Here is an 18065-nt window from a genome sequence, read left to right as displayed (position 1 = left end):
TTTGAGCACCCCAGCGAAGTGCAAGCCGCCGGCGATTACCATGGACCGGCTGCACCGGCCGCGTCTTTGTGACGCAGGGAGACTATAGGATTGCCGGCCTGAAGGGCGCTACCACAAAAGCCAGGGCCGGCTTGTACTATTTTCACACAAGGGCAGTTCTGCAGAATTGCTGCAAGCCACCCTCTCGCCGGCCTGGCGGCTTACGGTCTTGTGCTCATCCGGGCCTCCCCCTATAATCGACGGGCTTTGCCGCACAGCATCCTCCCGCAAGCCTTCGTTAGCTATCCATGTTCCGCATCCGCCGCCAAAAAATTGTTGTCTGGAGCTGCCTGTTTGCCATCTGGCTAGGCATCCTGATGCCGACAGTTTCGCAGTCGCTCAAGGCGAGCGGCGCGATCCAGGCTTACAACCAGATATACAACGAGATCTGCACCTCGGCCGGGCTGGTCCAGGACCATGGCGGCAGCGGCAAATCGTCCATGCCGGCCGGTGACCACTGGAATGCCTGCGGCTACTGCTCGCTGCTGGCCAACAGCCCGCCGCCGACGGCGTCTTTCGATCTCCTTCTGGCGACTTCGGCGACGCTGTCGCATGCCAGCCCGCTGCTGTACGACTACATTCCGCCACGGCCGTTTCGCGGCCGCACCCATCCGCTGGATCCGCCTCCTGCCCTCTCCTGACCAGCCGTCTGGCGGCAGCTGAGCTGCCGCGAATCCCCTGTTGCCGCGGCAATACGGGGATGCTTATCCATTGAAGTCCAGGGGAGTTTTATGCTTGATTTGCTCACGCAAACTGAGGGCGCCTTGTCGCGCCCTCGCCAGTCGCCGCCGCCTTTTTCTTTACGCCGTTCATGCGCACTATCGGCAGCGTTGCTGCCGCTGTCATTCAGCTTGCCCATATTTGCGCAAAGCGCCCACGCCGCCGACGACGTGCACGCGGTGCCGGAAGTATTCGTCACCGGCGCCCGCGAAAAGCGGGTGCTCGATCCCAACCTGCCGGCCAGCAGCGAGCGCATCACTGCCGAGCAGTTGCAAAACCTGAACGTCGTCAACACCGAAGACGCCTTGAAATACATGCCGAACATGGCGATCCGCAAGCGCTTCATCGGCGATGAAAACGCCACCATGTCGGTGCGCGGCAACGGCACTTCGCAGACTGCGCGCGGCCTGGTGTACGCCGACGGCCTGCTGCTCAGCAACCTGCTAGGCAATACCCACAGCTTTCCGCCGCGCTGGTCCATGGTTTTTCCGGAAGATATTGCGCAGGTAGATGTGGTCTACGGCCCGTTCTCCGCCCTGTATCCGGGCAATTCGATGGGTGCGACCGTCGCCATCACTACCAAAATGCCGACCAGGCTGGAGGCGATGCTGAAGACACAGGTATTCAGCCAGCAATTCAAGCTGTTCGGCGTCGACGGCCATTTCGACGGCAACAAAAGCACCGCGGCGATCGGCAACAAAGTCGGCGACCTCTCCTTCCTGCTCGGCATCGATCACCTGAGCAACGCCGGCCAGCCCTTCGTCTATGCCAGCCAGCCGCGCTCGACGCAGGCTGCCGGGGCTGCGGCAATTCCTGTCACCGGGGCTTATTCCTATACCGATCCGAACGGCGCCCCGGCCACCATCTTCGGCGTCAACGCCGAAGGCGCCGAACGCGCGCTGCAGGACCAGTTCAAGTTCAAGGCTGCCTACGACATCACACCCACCTTGCAAGCCGGCTTCACCTTCGGCTACTGGCGCCAGCAAGTCAGCAACAGCACCCAGACTTTCCTGCGCGACGCCAAGGGCAATCCGGTCTATTCAGGGCTGGTGAACATCGGCGGCTACCAGTACAAGCTGCCGGAGTCGTTCTTTGCTCCGGCGGCCAGCGAGAGCGAAAACCAGCTGTACGGACTGACGCTGAAAAGCCGCAACGCCAGCGGCTGGAACTATTCAGCAATCGCCTCATATTTCGATGTCGCAAAAAGCATCTCCCGCTCCGCCAACAGCGCGCTGGCCGGCAATCCGGGCGGCGTGGCCACCTTCGGCGACGGCTCCGGCTGGAAAACGCTGGACCTGGCCGCCGACTACAAACCCGCAGCCGTTGCCGCCGGCAGCCACTGGCCGACCTTCGGCTATCACTACGACAATTATTTTCTTGAAAACACGACCTATAACTTGAGCAACTGGCGCCGCAGCGACGGCAGCGACAGCTTCAACAACGCCTTTGCCGGCAAGACCGAAACACAGGCGCTGTTTGCCCAGGATGCCTGGCAGCTGAACCAGTTATGGAAACTGACTTACGGCCTGCGCTACGAAGACTGGCGCGCCTACGACGGCGCCCGCGCCGTCACCGGATCGGCCCGGCGCTACGCCGACCGCAGTCTCTCTTACTGGTCGCCCAAGGTAGCGCTCTCCTACAAGGCCGGTTCCGACCTGACCCTGCGCTTTTCAAGCGGCCGCGCCTATCGTTTTCCGACCGTCAGCGAACTGTTCCAGGGCAGCCTGACCGGCTCGACGCTGGTCAACAACGATCCCAACCTGAAACCGGAAAACGACCTGGCCAAGGAACTGAGCGCTGAGTGGGCGCATTTCAACGGCCTGCTGCGCATGTCGCTGTTTGAAGACGACGTCAAGAACACCTTGTTCAGCCAGACCAACACCACGGTATTTCCCAACGTGAGCAGCATCCAGAACATCGACCGCGTCAGGTCGCGCGGCATCGAGCTCAGCTATGCCGCCGAGGATGTCCTGCTGCGCGGCCTGGATCTCAGCGCCAGCGTCGGCTATACCCGTTCCATCATCCTTGAGAACAGCAAGAACCCGGCGACGGTCGGCAAGAATTTCTACCGCATCCCTCTCTGGCGCAGCAACCTGGTCGGCAGCTACCGCATCAGCGAGCAGGCCACGGCGACGCTGGCCGGACGTTATTCCGGCCGCCAGTACAACACCCTGACCAACAGCGATGTCAACCCGGACACCTTCGGCGGCACCAGTTCCTTCCTGGTGTTCGACAGCAAGCTCACGTTCAGGCCAGACAGGCATACCGAGCTTGGCATCGGCGTCGACAACCTGACCAACCGCCGCTACTACGTCTACTACCCCTACCCTGGCCGGACCTTCTACCTGGAAGCCAAGGTCAGCCTGTGAGCCGTCGGTCCATTCAAGCCGATTATTTTCAGCAAGGAAAAATCATGCAAGCCGCATCTCAAGCCGCATCTCAAGCCGCATCTCAAGCCGCATCTCAAGCCGCATCTAAAACCGCTTCTCAAACCCTACCTCAGCAAGCGACGCCAGACGACAGCAGTTCAGTCGCATCGCGCAACTACCGCATCCTGTGGCGCTGGCATTTCTATGCCGGCCTGTTTGTCATGCCCTTCCTGATGGTGCTGGCGATCACCGGGGCCATCTATGTCTTCAAGCCGCAGATCGAAAACTTCTTGTATGGCGACATGCTGCACGTCGCCGCCGGCGGCCAGCCGCGGCTGGCCTACGGCAAGCTGCTCGGAATTGCCGCCGGCGCCCTGCCCGCAGACGCCGCGCCAACGTCGGTTTCGGTCAGCGCCGATCCATCGCGCAGCACCGAAGCAGTGTTCCGCCTGCCGTCCGGCGACAGCACCAGCGTCTACCTCGATCCGTACAGCGGCCGGCTGCTCGGCACGCTCAGCGTCGAGCACCGCTTGATGAAGCAGGTACGGCAAATCCATCGCGACCTGCTGCTGGGACGCTGGGGCGGCTGGCTGATGGAACTGGCTGCCTGCTGGACCTTGATCATGGTCGGCACCGGCATCGCCTTATGGTGGCCGCGCAAGCGGTTTTCCATATGGGGCACGCTGCTGCCGCGGCTCGGTCTGCGCGGCCGCGCAATCTGGCGCGAACTCCATCTGGTGGCCGGCATCTGGGTGTCGATAGGCGCGCTGTTTTTCATCCTGAGCGGCATGCCGTGGTCCAGCTTCTGGGGCAAGAATTTCCAGGCCGTGGTGACCTGGGCCGGCGCCAGCCAACCCAAAGTTGTCGCGCAAGCGCCGCCTGCGCATGACATGGCCGCCATGGACGACATGCCTTCCATGAAAATGCAGGATCTGCCGCTGGCGAACGTTCCGTGGGCGGTAGGCGCAACGCCGGTGCCGCAGTCGCGCCGCATACCGCGGCAAGCCCTGGACATCGATCAGGCAGTGGAAATCGCCGCGCGCAACGGCATGGCGACTTATCAGCTGGCGCTGCCGGGCAAGAGTTCCGGCGTGTTCACGGCGTCCTACGCCCCCGGCGCCGGCGAGTTTGTACGTTCCGACCTGGACCGCCAGCGCACCCTGCATATCGACCAGTACAGCGGCAACATCGTCAAGGACCTGCGCTTTGCCGACTATAACCCGGTCTCGAAACTGGTGACGCTAGGGGTGGCGCTGCACATGGGGGAATATTTCGGCCTGGCCAACCAGCTGCTGTGCGCGGCGGTTTCGTTGGCGCTGCTGGGCATGGCCGTCACCGGCTTCGTGATGTGGTGGCTGCGCCGCCCGCAAGATTCGCTAGGCGCACCCAAGCGGGTATCGCAGCCGCCGCCGTCCATCGTGCGCTGGAAAAGCTATATGGCGCTGCTCGGCATCATCTTCCCGCTGATGGGCGCGAGCATGATCGCGGTATGGCTGGGCGACACGCTGTTTTTCAGGAAACGGGCCTGAGCTGCATCAGGCAATCACTTCGACGCCTGCCACGCCCGCCGTCATCTCGCCGATGACGGCGGCATCGGCAAAGCCTTCGCGCCGGAACAACGCCAGCACTTCGTCAACCGCGCCGGCGCCGCAAGACACCAGCAGGCCGCCCGAGGTTTGCGGATCGGTCAGCAGGCTGCGCTGGACATCTGTAATGGCCGCGGCCAGCGTCACTTCATGGCCGTAGCCATCCCAGTTGCGCGGCGAGGCGCCGGTGACGCAGCCTTGCTCCGCCAACTGCTGCACTCCCGGCAGCAAGGGCACCGCGCCCATGCTGAGCCGGGCGCACAGCTTGGCCGCGCGCGCCAGTTCCAGCGTATGGCCGAGCAGGCCGAAGCCGGTGACGTCGGTCAGCGCGTGTACGGCTTCCATCTCCGACAGCAGCTTGCCTGGCTTGTTCAGCTTGGTGGTGTTGTCTATCAGCGCCGCATAGCCTGCCGCATCCAGCGCTTCTTTTTTAAGAGCGGCGGAGAGCACACCGACGCCGATCGGCTTGCCCAGGATCAGCTTGTCGCCGGCCTTGGCGCCGGCATTGCGCTTGACCTTGGAAGGATGGACCAGGCCCAGCACCACCAGGCCGTAGATAGGCTCGACCGAATCGATGGTGTGGCCGCCGGCAATCGGAATCCCGGCCTGCGCGCAGACCGACTCGCCGCCCTTGAGGATGCTGGCGATCACTTCCAGCGGCAGTTTGTTGACCGGCATGCCGACCAGCGCCAGCGCCATGATCGGCGTGCCGCCCATGGCGTAGACATCGGAAATGGCGTTGGTGGCGGCGATGCGGCCGAAGTCGAAGGGATCGTCGACGATGGGCATGAAGAAGTCGGTGGTGGCGATCAGCGCCTGCTCTTCATTGAGCTGGTAGACGGCGGCGTCGTCGGCGGTTTCAATCCCGACCAGCAATTCCTTGGGCACAGGAAAGCCGCTGGAGCCCTTGAGGATCTGCGCCAGCACGCCGGGCGCGATCTTGCAGCCGCAGCCGCCGCCGTGGGAAAAGGAAGTGAGTTTGATGCTGTTTGCGGAGAGATCTGACATACGATTCCTGGGGATAAAGGTGGCCTGGAACAAGCGTCGGTTGGCGGCCGGCAAGCGCCTGGCCGCCCGGTTATTTATCTTGATGCAACTGCCTTGCAGCCTGCAAAAAAGCCTCTGGTGAAATATCCGCCAGATCGAGTATCTGCGCCGTCGAGAACTGGCCGAAATTGCGCTTGATCGATTGCGCATAGGCCGGATCATAGTGCTTCAGCAACAGCTCATCAACCAGCGGCTCGACCTGCCCGGCCGTGGCCATCTGCTGCCATTCGCCGACCTTCTCGCGGCCATGCTGGTAGCTCAGGCAAGCCAGTTGCGTATTCAGCAAGGCCGGGTCGGCGACGAAATGCGCATAGTCATCCATCAGCAGCCGGACCCGCTCGGTACGCGGCAGCGTCAGCGCGATGCAGGCCGACTTGCGGATCTGTTCCATCAATGCCTCCGGCACCCGCAGGTTGCCGATCTTCTTGCTTTCCGATTCGACAAATACCGGGTAGCGCAGATCGAAGTATTGCAGCTTGTCCCAGATCCTGCTTTCAAACGCCTTCTGCGACGGCTGCGCTTCCTGCGGCAGATTGCCCAGCACCGAACCGCGGTGGGCCGCGATCCGCTCCAGGTCGAGCACCTGCGCGCCCTGCTGCTCCAGCACCTGCAGCAGGCGGCTCTTGCCGCTGCCGGTAGGTCCGCAAATCACCTTGAAGGCGAATTGCTGCGGCAGCTGCGCCAGGCTGCCGATCACATAGCGGCGGAATTCCTTGTAGCCGCCATCCAGCTGCACCACCGGCCAGCCGATCCTGGCCATGATATGCGCCATCGCGCCGCTGCGGTTGCCGCCGCGCCAGCAATAGATCAGCGGCGTCCATTCACGCGGCTTGCCGATGAACTGGGTTTCGATATGCTGCGCAATATTGCGCGCGACCAGCACCGCCCCCAGCTTCTTCGCTTCAAACGCGCTGACCTGCTTGTACAGCGTGCCGACCTGCACGCGCTCGGCGTCGCTCAGCACCGGGCAATTGATGGCGCCCGGAATCCGGTCTTCGGCAAACTCCGCAGGCGTGCGGGCATCGATGATGGTATCGAACTGCCTGATCTGGGGGAACACTTCTTCAAAGGAAAGCAATGCGGGGTATTTCATGTACGTTTCTGTTGGTTGGGGCCACACCGGAACCGTCATTATCCGGTATTTCGCGGGCAGTCCGGCAATCTGCTTAAAAATCGGGCGCGCGCGCCAGCATGCCCCAGGCCAGTTGCACCAGTTCGTCTTCAAATTCGATGCTGCCCAGCAGCGGCGACTTCTCCAGCGAGGCGCTGCGGATGGCGCCGATCACCGCGCGCGTCACCACGAACATCATGGCCGGCGTCGGCGGCCGCAGGTTGGGGTGATGGATGCGCTGCATGCTGATGGCGATCCGTTCCGCCGTCTCGCGCAAGGCCTGGGTGATGTCTTCGTGGTGATCGTGCTGCCAGGCAAAGCGGATCATCGCCCGCTTGGCGCTCCTGCCGCTGCCCAGGCCCTCGATATTGATGCGGATGAACTGGCGCAGAAAGGCTTTCGGGTCGAGCTGGTCGATCTGGGTCTCGGCGCTTTCCATCAAGGCGTCCAGCTCATCCATCACGCGCCGCCGCTCGCGGGCGATCAAGGCCGACAGGATGGCATCCTTGCTGGGAAAATATTGATACAGGGTGCCGATCGAAAAACCGGCTTTTTCCGACACCTTGTTGGTGGTCAGGCCGGCCGCGCCTTCGCTTTCCAAAATCTGAGCAGTGGTCTCGAAAATGGTTTCTATGGTGCGCTGCGCCCGCTCCTGGGTCGGCAATTTTCGCATTGTTTCAGAGGAGGAACCGGGAATTTTCTTGGTCATGCTGGCGCCTTTGAAAAACTGAGCAAGTTGCGAGTTTAAAAACTGAATAATGCTCAGTATACTGATTCCATCGTCAATCGCCAGAGGCAAGCCCGTGAATACATCCAGTCCCTTGTTGGTAAGAAAACTACTCATCGACCTGTCACAAGGCTTTCCCCGCCACTGGCTGGCCGGCAAAGCCTTCCGCACCCAGTTTTTCAATGCCTTGTCGATGAGCTTCCCGGTCGGCGAGCAAGATTTCATCGATTCCGTGCGCGAAGCCGCGCTGGCCTTGCCGGACGGCGCCGAACACGCGCAGTTGCAGGCGACCATCCGCGATTTCATCGGCCAGGAAGCGACTCACCGCCGGGTCCATACGCTGTATAACGCCGAGCTGGAAAAACAAGGCCTGGTCAATCACTGGCAATACTGGGCAGCCGATTTGATCGAACTGGGGCGCCAGCGCGGCGTGTCTCCCATGAGCAGGCTGGCGGTTACCGCCGCCTTCGAGCACTACACCGCGGTGCTGGCCGACCTGACGCTGCGCCACCCGGAAATCATGCAAGGCGCCGAGCCGATGCTGCAGACGCTGTGGCGCTGGCACGCGGTGGAGGAAACCGAACACAAGGCGGTCGCCTTCGATCTGTACCGGACCCTGGAGGGCAGCTACAAGGCGCGGGTGCGCTGGTTCCTGTTCGCCATGCTGCGCTTTACCGTGATGGCCACCAAGCAGACCGTCAACAACCTGTGGCATGACCGGGTCTTGTTCAAGCCCAGCACCTGGCTCGATGCGGCCAGCTTCTTTTTCGGCCGCCACGGCCTGGTCTGGCTCAGCACCCGGCCATTGCTCAGCTACCTGAAACGCGACTTTCATCCATGGCAGCATGACAACCGTGAACTGGCGGAGCAATGGCTGGCCGCCAATGCCGCCCAGTACAGCATCGTGCGCGGCTTGAAAGGCGCGTAGGCAAGCTCTCATGCAACGAAACTCCGCTGCTTCTGTCGGATAGACTAAAATGCGATCCGCCGCATTCATTTCGCCGATTCAAGGAGTTTTCGTTCATGTCCAGGATGTTCCGCTTTTCGCCTGCCCTGCTGCTGGCCCTGCTGGCCGGCACGATCGCCGGCTGCTCGACCACCAAGCCTAACGTCTACCAGGGCGAGGAATTCAGCGACACCAGCACCTTTTCCCACGATTTCGCCACCTCCAGCTCGGCCACCTGCGAAGCCGCGCGCCGCACCTTGCTGAGCCAGGGCTATATCATCAAGCAGGCCAAGGCCGCGCTGGTGGACGGCCACAAGCACTTCCAGCCCGATCCGGACACGCATGTCGAAATCGAATTCCATGTGGTGTGCGCGCCCAACGGCAAGGACGACAAAAGCAGCACCTTGTTCGTCAGCGCCACCCAGGACCGCTACGCACTGAAGAAAACCAACAATTCCGCCAGCGTCGGCCTGAGCGTATTGGGTTCAGTGTCGCTGCCGATCGGCAGCACCTCCGACTCGCTGGTCAAGGTCGCCAGCGAGACGATTCCCGCCGGCCTGTTCTACGACCGCTTCTTCGGCCTGATCGAACACTACCTCGGCCTCGACAGCGGCTTGCCGGTGGCGGATTTCGACGACAAGCCGGCATTGCCGACCAAGCCGGCGGCAAAAACCGAAGAATAATGAATCCGCTGCAATTGAAAAAGCCGCCGGTGCATGTTGCACCGGCGGCTTTTTTAATCCGGCCGCAGTGTACGGACGCCTTTGCGCCCTCCTGGATTTAAAACGCTTTTTTCAAACCCAGCTGGAACGAATTGGTCTTGTTGCCGCCCGCGAACTGGCCGTTATAGCTGGCATAGGCAGTGAAATCCTTCGCCAGAGCAACGCTGGCGCCGAGTTCCAGCCTGGCGCTGTTGCTTGGCCCCTGGTACGCAGGCAAGCCGAAGCTGCCGGCCATGCCGACCAGGTTGGCGCGGACATCGCGCTCGCTGTCTTCAAACTCTTTTTCCCAGGCCAGCTTGGCAAACGGCTGCACCGCATAGCTGCCCAGCGTCAGCTTGCTGGTGACTTGCGCGCCCAGGCTGGAAACCAGCGAATTGCGCCGCTGCGAGTTGAAGTTCATGGCGCTGCTGTCGTTGCCGTTTTCCGCATAGCCGCCGACATTGACTTGTTGCCAGGTCAGGCTGGCGACCGGGCTGAGCGTTGCCGCGCCGAGGTCGAAGTCGTACTGGCCGCCGAGACGGAACAGGAACTGATGGCCATTGGCGTTGCCGCTTTCATTGCGGGTAGCGGCGCCCAGCACGATGTTGCGGGTAACGTCCTTGTACTGCAGCGAGCCGACCATGCCGATGGCGTTGAGCGCCCAGGCGCCGTCGCGGTACTGGGTGTACGCCGACAGCATGGCCTGGTCCAGCTTGAAGCCGCCGGTGTCATTGCCGAAATTCGCCCGGTTATGGGCAAAGCCGAAAGCGCCGCCGACCGTCACATTCTGGTTGACCGCATAGTCGGCGCCTACCGTCAGGCTGTTGGCCGAACCGTCCAGGCCCGGGTTGTTGCCATTGTGGTCCAGGCTTTGATGGGTATTGTCGTAGGCTGCATAGGCTTCGACCTGGCCGGCGCGCGGCGTCAGGCGCAGGCGGTCATCGATGGCGCGGGTAAAGCTCTGGGCGCTGGCCAGCGGCGCTTCCGCCAGCAGGCCGATCTGGCCTGGCGCCTGCAATACCGATTCAATGTATTGCGCCAGGACGGCATGGCCGGCGCCGGTCGGATGGACGCCGTCGGCAAACAGATAGGTGAGATTAGCGCCCGGAGCGACCAGGGTCGACGTCGTGCAGTTGCCCGAAGACGAGGTGGTGCAAGCCGGCGTGGTGACGTTGGTGAAACCGTACAGGCCCGGATTGGCGATCACTTCGCGCAGCAAGCCGAAGGCGTTGATCGCCACGATATTGCCGCCCAGTCCGCCCAAACCGTTGTTCAGCGCAGTGTTGAAGCTGCTGGAGGAAGCCGTCCACAAAGTGGCCAGCGCCGGAATCGCCGAACCTTCCGGCGTCTTGCCGACATCCGGCAGGTTGACCACGATCACGGTGCCGGCGCCGGCCTGCTGCAACTGCCGCACCAATCCCACCACGTTGGTGGCCTCGCCGGTCACCAGCTGGATCACCTGGGCGGCGGTGGCGGCTTGCGTCGCCGGATTAAGCAGAGCGCCGGCGTTGCTGCTGGTGTAGCCGAAAACATCGTTGGCGCCGGCCCATACCGCATACAAACCCTTGCCGTCGAGCCGCGGATTGGCCGCGAGGTAGCCGTTGACCTGGCTGGTGACGGTCGGCACCAGAGGCGCTGTCGCCGCATCGGGCCAGCCGTTCTGCGCGGTGACGCGGGCGCCGCCGACCGCATAGTCGGTGCCGCCGGCCGCCTGCACCCCGCTCGGCGTCAGGATCGCGGCAGGATTGGCGGCGTTGCCGTATTTGTGCGCCAGCAGCAGCGCCCAGACCGGATCGGGATTGGTGGTGAACGAACGCTGCTGGCCGACGCCGGTAAAATAACCGCTGTCGGTCAGCGAATCGCCGAAGAACACCATCTGGGAAAAATTCGCCGCGCTGGCCGGCGCGCTGAAAATTAAGCCGGCGCCGATCAGTGCAGCGGTGCGGCTTGCCAGGGTCAGCGCCCGCGACATCGGGCTCAGGCGGAATGATTTGGGTAAAGATATACGCAATTATGTCTCCTTCTTGTATTTATAGATTTGCGCCCTTAATATCGGCCACCCGGCCGGCAAAGTCAATCAAGTACATAGGCAAAACACTCGAAAATCACACCGGCGGCGCGACTGGCGCTACACTCGTTGCTGCCGGCGCGCAGCTGCGACAGCGGCAGCGGCCAGCCCTTCTCCTTACTCAAGCCGACCATGGATAAAATAGATAAACAGATTCTCGCCATCCTGCAGGAAGACGCCAGCACGCCGGTGGCGGAAATCGCCGAGAAGGTCAATCTGTCGTCGACGCCATGCTGGCGCCGCATCCAGAAGCTGGAAGAAGACGGCGTGATATTGCGCCGCGTGGCGCTGCTGGACGCCGACAAGCTCAATGTCGGCGTGACGGTATTCGTCTCGATCAAGACCAGTCAGCACAACGCCGGCTGGTATGCGCAATTCAGCAATACCGTCAAACTGATTCCCGAAGTGGTCGAGTTCTACCGCATGAGCGGCAATATCGATTATCTGCTGCGGGTAGTGGTGCCGAACATCGCAGCCTACGATGCGGTGTACCAGAAGCTGACGCAGTCGAACGCCCTGTTCGACGTCAACGCCAGCTTCGCCATGGAGCAGATCAAGCACACCACGGCGCTGCCGCTTGACTATGCCGGACTGGATTGACCCTACAGCGCCTGTTCCATGCGCTGGAACGCCGAGCCCATATCGGCGATCAGGTCGTCGATATTTTCCAGCCCGACATGAATCCTCACCAGCGGATTCGGATAAGTGATCTTCGATGCTACCCGGGTCGGCGGTTTGTCCAGCGGCAAAGCCAGGCTTTCAAAGCCGCCCCAGGACAAGCCGATGCCGAACAATTGCAAGCCGTCGAAGAATTTGGACAGCGCCGGACGGCCGACCTCCTTCAGCGCAATCGTAAACAAACCGCTGGCGCCAAGGAAATCGCGCTGCCACAGCTTGTGGCCCGGATCGGACGGCAAGGCCGGATGCAGCACCCGCTCCACCAGCGGCTGGCTCTGCAGGTATTCGGCCAGCTGGATGCCGCTCTCCGAGTGCTGGCGCAACCGCACCGCCATGCTGCGCATGCCGCGCAAGGCCAGGTAGATATCGTCGGGGCCGGCGGTCTGGCCGAAATCGTGGGCGCCGTTCTTGAGGATGTTCCAGGCGCGCTCATTGGCGCTGGCCACGCCCAGCAAGGCGTCGGAATGGCCGACGATGTACTTGGTGGCGGCGTGGATGGAAACGTCGACGCCATGCTCGAAGGGCTTGAAGAACAAGGGCGTGGCCCAGGTATTGTCGAGCAGGACGTAGGCCCCGGCTTTATGCGCCTCTTCCGCGATAGCAGGAATATCTTGCACCTCGAAAGTCCAGGAACCGGGCGATTCGACAAACACCACGCTGGTGTTCGGCCGCATCAGCTGCCCGATGTCGCCGCCGATCAGCGGATCGAAATATTCCACCTCGACGCCCATGCGGCGCAGCACGCGGTCGGCGAAGGTGCGGGTCGGGCCGTACACGCTGTCGGTGATCAGGATGTGGTCACCGCTTTTGACGAAAGCCAAGATGCTATGGGTGCAGGCCGACAGGCCGGACGGGAACACCAGGCAGTTATGGCCGCCTTCCAGCGTCACGATCGCCTGCTCGAAGGAGCGCGTGGTCGGGGTGCCGAAGCGGCCGTAGTTGGACATCGGATTGTCGATCTGGCGGCTGGCTTCCCAGTCTTCCAGGTTGTTGGCGATGATGGTCGAGCCGCGGAACACCGGCGTGTTCACCATCCCCGCAAAGCGCGCAGGCTCGCGGCCGCAATGGACCAGCTGGGTATCGACATGCGTGGCGGGAGAACTGGAAGAATGATCGGTAGACATAGGGACTCCAAAAAAAACTGTACGGCGGGATTACCTGTGTCTATTGTAGGATTGTGAGCGTGGAAAATTATTGCAACGAATTGCTCAAAAATAGAAATTATTGGAATAATTTTCTATTATTTATTCAATTATTAGAAAATTAAAAACAAGATAACATCATTGGATAGTAAATAATCGACAAATGCCTCCGCCTCGATATATATCCAGATCATATTAATAGAGCATAAATCATATATTTGACACAGCCTTATGGGCAAGGCACTCTATCGTCAGCCCTGAAGCCACTTTCCCGGAGAAGCAAATCATGCCGCAATATCGTTCCCGCACCACCACCCATGGCCGCAACATGGCCGGCGCCCGCGCCCTGTGGCGCGCCACAGGCATGAAAGACGGCGATTTCGACAAGCCGATCATTGCGGTGGTCAACTCCTTCACCCAGTTCGTCCCCGGCCACGTCCACCTGAAGGACCTGGGCCAGATGGTCGCGCGCGAGATCGAAGCGGCCGGCGGCGTCGCCAAGGAATTCAATACGATTGCAGTCGACGACGGCATCGCCATGGGCCATGGCGGCATGCTGTATTCGCTGCCGTCGCGCGAATTGATCGCCGATTCGGTCGAGTACATGGTCAATGCCCACTGCGCCGATGCCATGGTGTGCATCTCCAATTGCGACAAGATCACCCCCGGCATGCTGATGGCTGCGATGCGCCTGAACATCCCGGTAGTATTCGTTTCCGGCGGCCCGATGGAAGCCGGCAAGGTGGTGGAAAAGCTGCCGGGCGTGGCCGTCATCGACCAGAAGATTTTCAAGATCGACCTTGTGGACGCCATGATCAAGGCGGGCGACGCCTCCGTCAGCGACGCCGATATCGCTGAAATCGAACGCTCGGCCTGCCCGACCTGCGGTTCCTGTTCCGGCATGTTTACCGCCAACTCGATGAACTGCCTGACCGAAGCGCTGGGCCTGGCGCTGCCCGGCAACGGCACCATCCTCGCCACCCACGCCGACCGCAAGGAACTGTTCCTGCGCGCCGGCCGCCTGATCGTCGAACTGGCCAAACGCCATTACGAGCAAGACGACTACTCGGTGCTGCCGCGCTCCATCGCCACCAAGGCCTCGTTTGAAAACGCCATGACGCTGGACGTCGCCATGGGCGGCTCGACCAACACTGTGCTGCACTTGCTGGCGGCGGCGCAGGAGGCCGAAGTCGATTTCAAGATGGCCGACATCGATCGCATCTCGCGCCATGTGCCCTGCCTGTGCAAGGTGGCGCCGATGACTGACAAATACCATATCGAAGACGTGCACCGCGCCGGCGGCATCGTCAGCATCCTCGGTGAACTGGCGCGCGCCGGCTTGCTCGATACCAGCCGCCCGACGATTCATAGCAAAACACTGGGCGACGCCATCGCCAACAACGACATCACGCAAACCCAGGACCCCGCCGTGCACAAGCTGTTCAGCGCGGCGCCGGGCGGCGTGCCGACCCAGGTCGCGTTTTCGCAGGAGAAGCGTTTCACCAGCCTCGACACCGACCGCGACAACGGTTGCATCCGCAACAAGGCGCACGCTTATTCGCAAGACGGCGGGCTGGCGGTCTTGTACGGCAACCTGGCGGAAAACGGCTGCATCGTCAAAACCGCCGGCGTCGATGAAAGCATCCTCAAGTTCAGCGGCCGCGCGCGCGTCTTTGAAAGCCAGGACGATGCGGTGGAAGCGATTCTCGGCGATACGGTCCATGCCGGCGACGTCGTCATCATCCGCTACGAAGGACCGAAAGGCGGCCCTGGCATGCAGGAAATGCTATATCCGACTTCGTACATCAAATCCAAGGGCCTGGGCAAATCCTGCGCGCTGTTCACCGACGGCCGCTTCTCCGGCGGCTCGTCCGGCCTGGTGATCGGCCATGCCTCGCCGGAAGCGGCCGAAGGCGGCGCCATCGGCCTGGTGGAAGAAGGCGACATCATCGAGATCGACATTCCGGAACGCCGCATGCACCTGAAAATCAGCGACAGCGAACTGGCGCAGCGGCGCGCGGCGATGGACGCCAAGGGCAAGGATGCCTGGAAGCCGGTCAACCGCCAGCGTTATGTATCGCAGGCATTGCAAGCCTATGCCGCCATGGCAACCTCGGCCGACCGCGGCGCGGTGCGCGATATCAGCCAGCTGAAGCGTTAAGCCCGGGGCGATATTCGCTATTGTTTCCCAGCGTTTATCTGGCAAGAAAAATGTAACTCTCTGTAAAGGAGGCTCGTGCAAACGGGCCTCTTTTTTTTGCCGTGATTTGTTATCGTTCTGAAAAAATATGTCTACGGAAAACACGAAATCCGCGAAAAAGGACGGAGATCGACGGCTGCCGATGCTTTTTTTGGTGTTTTCCGGGTTTTCCGCAGACAAAGCCCCCTGTGAATCCTGCGCGGAAATCCCGTCTTCGCGCTGCATCCCGCGCTTGCGCCATGCCTAAACCAGGCGCTCCATATGGTAAAGTTGCAAACCCTGCCGGACCGGCTTTGCGTCCGACAGTTTCCCGGCTATAGATGACTTCGTTGAATAATCCCGAAATACAAACAGCAGCAACTCGCGCTACCAGGCATGCCGTCATTATCGGCGGCGGCCCTGCCGGACTGATGGCGGCCGAAGTGCTGGCCGCCGACGGTGTCCAGGTCGATGTCTACGACGCCATGCCGTCGGTCGGCCGCAAATTCCTGCTGGCCGGCAAAGGCGGCATGAACCTGACGCATTCCGAACCCTACGAAGCCTTTCTCTCGCGCTACGGCACGCGCCGCGCGCAGATCTCGCCGATGCTCGACCAATTCGGCCCGGATGCGCTGCGGGCATGGGTGCAAGGGCTGGGCATAGCCACTTTCGTCGGCTCCTCCGGCCGCGTGTTCCCGACCGACATGAAAGCCGCGCCGCTGCTGCGCGCCTGGCTGCATCGCCTGCGCCAGGCCGGCGTACAGTTCCACATGCGCCATCGCTGGCTGGGCTGGGACCAGCACGACGCCCTCAGTTTCGAGACGCCGCAAGGCAACATCGCCGTCAAGGCCGATGCGGTAGTGCTGGCGCTCGGCGGCGGCAGCTGGGCGCGGCTCGGCTCCGACGCCAGATGGCTGCCGCTGCTGACGCAACGCGCAGTGCCGGTGGCGCCGCTACGGCCATCCAATTGCGGCTTCGACGTCGGCTGGAGCGAATATTTCCGCGACCGCTTTGCCGGCCAGCACCTGAAGTCGGTAGCCATCCTGACCGGCGCCGGCGACATTGAGCCGCCGGCGCGCAAGCAGGGAGAATTTATCATCACCGCCGATGGCGTCGAGGGCAGCCTGATCTATGCCCTGTCGGCCGGATTGCGCGACCGCATCGCCGACAGCAGCGAAGGCACGACGATCCGGATCGACCTGCTGCCGGACTGGCCGCTGCAAAAAGTGATCGATGAAGTAGCGCGGCCGCGCGGCGCCCGCTCCTGGTCCAGCCACCTGCAAAGCCGGCTGGGACTGAAAGGCGTCAAGACCGGCTTGCTGCGGGAACTGGTGCCGCCTGCGGATTTTATCGATCCGCTGCGGCTGGCGCATGCCATCAAGGCGCTGCCGCTGACCTTGCTGGCGCCGCGCCCTATCGATGAAGCCATCAGCAGCGCCGGCGGCGTGGCGTTTGACGGCTTGAACGGGCAGCTGATGCTGAAGGCTTTGCCCGGCGTGTTTTGCGCCGGTGAAATGCTTGACTGGGAAGCCCCCACCGGCGGCTATCTGCTGACCGCCTGCCTGGCTTCCGGCCGGGCCGCCGGCCATGGCGTTTTGAACTGGTTACCGTAAAATGAGCAATTTACGTACAGGCACTTTACTCATGAACCACGCGGCTGCGCACGGCGCCGCCAGCAGACTTGCATGCAAGTCGACCAAACAAGGCTGAACCGATGAAGGAAGGGAGTGTAAAACCGGGCAAATTGTCGTGGATAGACAAACGGCGCGCCAATCAGCAACGCATCCCCAAGATCGTCGGCGTGCTGATTTCCATCCTGTTCCACGTTGTAGGCATCTGGTATCTGCTGACTCAGCTGCCGGTCGAAATCCAGTCGCCGGCGCAAGGCAACATGGGCGCGGTCAGCATCACCCTGGCGCCGGCGCCCGCCAGCACGCCGCAGCCGGCGGTCAAGACCCCGGCTCCGCCAGCCAAGCCCAAGACCGCGCCGGCGCCGGCCAAGCCGCGCCGCGCGCCCCCGAAAGTGGCGCAGGAGCGCATGCCGATCACGCCGGAAGCGCCGCGCACCGTGGTCACGCCGCAGCCGGACGCTCCAAAGTACGAGCAATCGGTGCAGGAAGATTTTTCCGCGCATATCCAGGCGCGGCGCGAGCAGCGTGAAGCCACCCAGGCGCAGGAGCGCGCCCTGGCGGGCGAAGATTCGCCTAGCGAGGAAGCGCCGCAGTCGCCCAACGATATCGCGCGCGCCAACATCCAGGCGCAACGAGGCTGGATGGGCATAGACAAGGCGAAAAACGGCGGCATCTTCGAGGTGCGCGACAAGACGCCGTTCCGCGCCAACCTGGTGTTCCACGGCTGGAGCACCGACAACAACCGCAGCGCCACGCAATACATCCCGGTCGAGCGCGGCGGCGAAATCAGCATCGAAGCCGCCGTCGTCAGCAAGATGATCGACATGATCCGCAAAAAAACCCAGACCGACATCCCCTGGCGCTCGCAACGCCTGGGCCGCGTGATCACGCTCAGCGCGCGCCTGAAGGATACCGATGAACTGCAGCAGTTCCTGATGCGGGAAATGTTCTACCAGGACAGCGCGCCGCCGCGCTGAAATCCGGGCACCGCCGCAGCGCCTGTCCGCTGCTTGTCCAAACCGCAAAGAAATGGCGGCCGGACCGGCTTCCGCTTACAATATCGGCTAGTGGACTGTCACAGCCAAATCGAGAGTGAAGGACGCGTATCCGACGCGCAGGGC

Annotated in this window: 14 protein-coding genes; 9 read left to right on the top strand and 5 right to left on the bottom strand. The window is 62.1% G+C overall.

Annotated features, from left to right (window positions below):
• The first annotated feature begins 287 nt into the window (after window positions 1-287).
• The 3 genes from KHU30_RS00900 to KHU30_RS00890 all read left to right on the top strand — a co-directional run bounded on the left by KHU30_RS00900 (window position 288) and on the right by KHU30_RS00890 (window position 4657).
• A complete protein-coding gene (locus KHU30_RS00900; protein WP_268907159.1) occupies window positions 288-680 on the top strand; it encodes a DUF2946 domain-containing protein in 393 nt (130 codons plus the stop codon).
• 90 nt (window positions 681-770) lie between these two features.
• On the top strand, window positions 771-3128 hold the full coding sequence (locus KHU30_RS00895; RefSeq protein ID WP_211440774.1) for a TonB-dependent receptor: 2358 nt from the start codon (window positions 771-773) through the stop codon (window positions 3126-3128).
• Window positions 3129-3172: 44 nt separating this feature from the next.
• Window positions 3173-4657: a PepSY-associated TM helix domain-containing protein gene (locus tag KHU30_RS00890; protein WP_211440773.1), complete on the top strand. Its 1485-nt coding sequence runs from the start codon at window positions 3173-3175 to the stop codon at window positions 4655-4657.
• Between the two features lie 6 nt (window positions 4658-4663).
• Here the strand turns inward: KHU30_RS00890 and selD are convergent, their stop codons facing one another.
• The 3 genes from selD to KHU30_RS00875 form a co-directional block, all read right to left on the bottom strand.
• Window positions 4664-5722, bottom strand: a complete 1059-nt coding sequence (gene selD, locus KHU30_RS00885) for a selenide, water dikinase SelD (protein WP_211440772.1) — start codon at window positions 5720-5722, stop codon at window positions 4664-4666.
• Between the two features lie 70 nt (window positions 5723-5792).
• A complete protein-coding gene (gene mnmH, locus KHU30_RS00880) occupies window positions 5793-6854 on the bottom strand; it encodes a tRNA 2-selenouridine(34) synthase MnmH (RefSeq protein ID WP_211440771.1) in 1062 nt (353 codons plus the stop codon).
• A 73-nt stretch (window positions 6855-6927) separates the two neighbouring features.
• A complete protein-coding gene (locus KHU30_RS00875) occupies window positions 6928-7581 on the bottom strand; it encodes a TetR/AcrR family transcriptional regulator (RefSeq protein WP_230427141.1) in 654 nt (217 codons plus the stop codon).
• Window positions 7582-7675: 94 nt separating this feature from the next.
• On the opposite strand from KHU30_RS00875, the gene KHU30_RS00870 reads away from it, so the two are divergent.
• Together KHU30_RS00870 and KHU30_RS00865 are read left to right on the top strand one after the other, a co-directional pair.
• On the top strand, window positions 7676-8527 hold the full coding sequence (locus tag KHU30_RS00870; protein WP_329956535.1) for a metal-dependent hydrolase: 852 nt from the start codon (window positions 7676-7678) through the stop codon (window positions 8525-8527).
• 95 nt (window positions 8528-8622) lie between these two features.
• Window positions 8623-9228, top strand: coding sequence for a DUF2242 domain-containing protein (locus KHU30_RS00865; RefSeq protein ID WP_211440769.1), 606 nt, complete (start codon window positions 8623-8625; stop codon window positions 9226-9228).
• 97 nt (window positions 9229-9325) lie between these two features.
• On the opposite strand, the gene KHU30_RS00860 is transcribed toward KHU30_RS00865, so the two are convergent.
• Window positions 9326-11257, bottom strand: coding sequence for an autotransporter outer membrane beta-barrel domain-containing protein (locus tag KHU30_RS00860; RefSeq protein ID WP_211440768.1), 1932 nt, complete (start codon window positions 11255-11257; stop codon window positions 9326-9328).
• A 189-nt stretch (window positions 11258-11446) separates the two neighbouring features.
• Here KHU30_RS00860 and KHU30_RS00855 point away from each other — a divergent pair, with 189 nt between their 5' ends.
• A complete protein-coding gene (locus KHU30_RS00855) occupies window positions 11447-11914 on the top strand; it encodes an Lrp/AsnC family transcriptional regulator (protein ID WP_061946074.1) in 468 nt (155 codons plus the stop codon).
• 2 nt (window positions 11915-11916) lie between these two features.
• On the opposite strand, the gene metC is transcribed toward KHU30_RS00855, so the two are convergent.
• Window positions 11917-13116, bottom strand: coding sequence for a cystathionine beta-lyase (metC, locus tag KHU30_RS00850; RefSeq protein ID WP_211440767.1), 1200 nt, complete (start codon window positions 13114-13116; stop codon window positions 11917-11919).
• 304 nt (window positions 13117-13420) lie between these two features.
• Between metC and ilvD the strand changes: the two genes are divergently transcribed.
• From ilvD to KHU30_RS00835, 3 genes are all read left to right on the top strand, one after another.
• Complete coding sequence (gene ilvD, locus KHU30_RS00845; RefSeq protein WP_211440766.1) at window positions 13421-15295, top strand: dihydroxy-acid dehydratase; 1875 nt, start codon at window positions 13421-13423, stop codon at window positions 15293-15295.
• Window positions 15296-15654: 359 nt separating this feature from the next.
• Window positions 15655-16926 (top strand): TIGR03862 family flavoprotein, encoded by a 1272-nt coding sequence (locus KHU30_RS00840; RefSeq protein ID WP_211440765.1) that lies wholly within the window; start codon window positions 15655-15657, stop codon window positions 16924-16926.
• 101 nt (window positions 16927-17027) lie between these two features.
• On the top strand, window positions 17028-17921 hold the full coding sequence (locus tag KHU30_RS00835; RefSeq protein ID WP_211440764.1) for a hypothetical protein: 894 nt from the start codon (window positions 17028-17030) through the stop codon (window positions 17919-17921).
• Window positions 17922-18065 lie beyond the last annotated feature (144 nt).

Source organism: Collimonas humicola (assembly GCF_018304945.1).
GTDB classification, from domain to species: Bacteria; Pseudomonadota; Gammaproteobacteria; order Burkholderiales; family Burkholderiaceae_D; genus Collimonas; species Collimonas humicola.
Note: the sequence above shows the minus strand (reverse complement) of the source record. Positions and strands in the feature narration are given on the sequence as shown.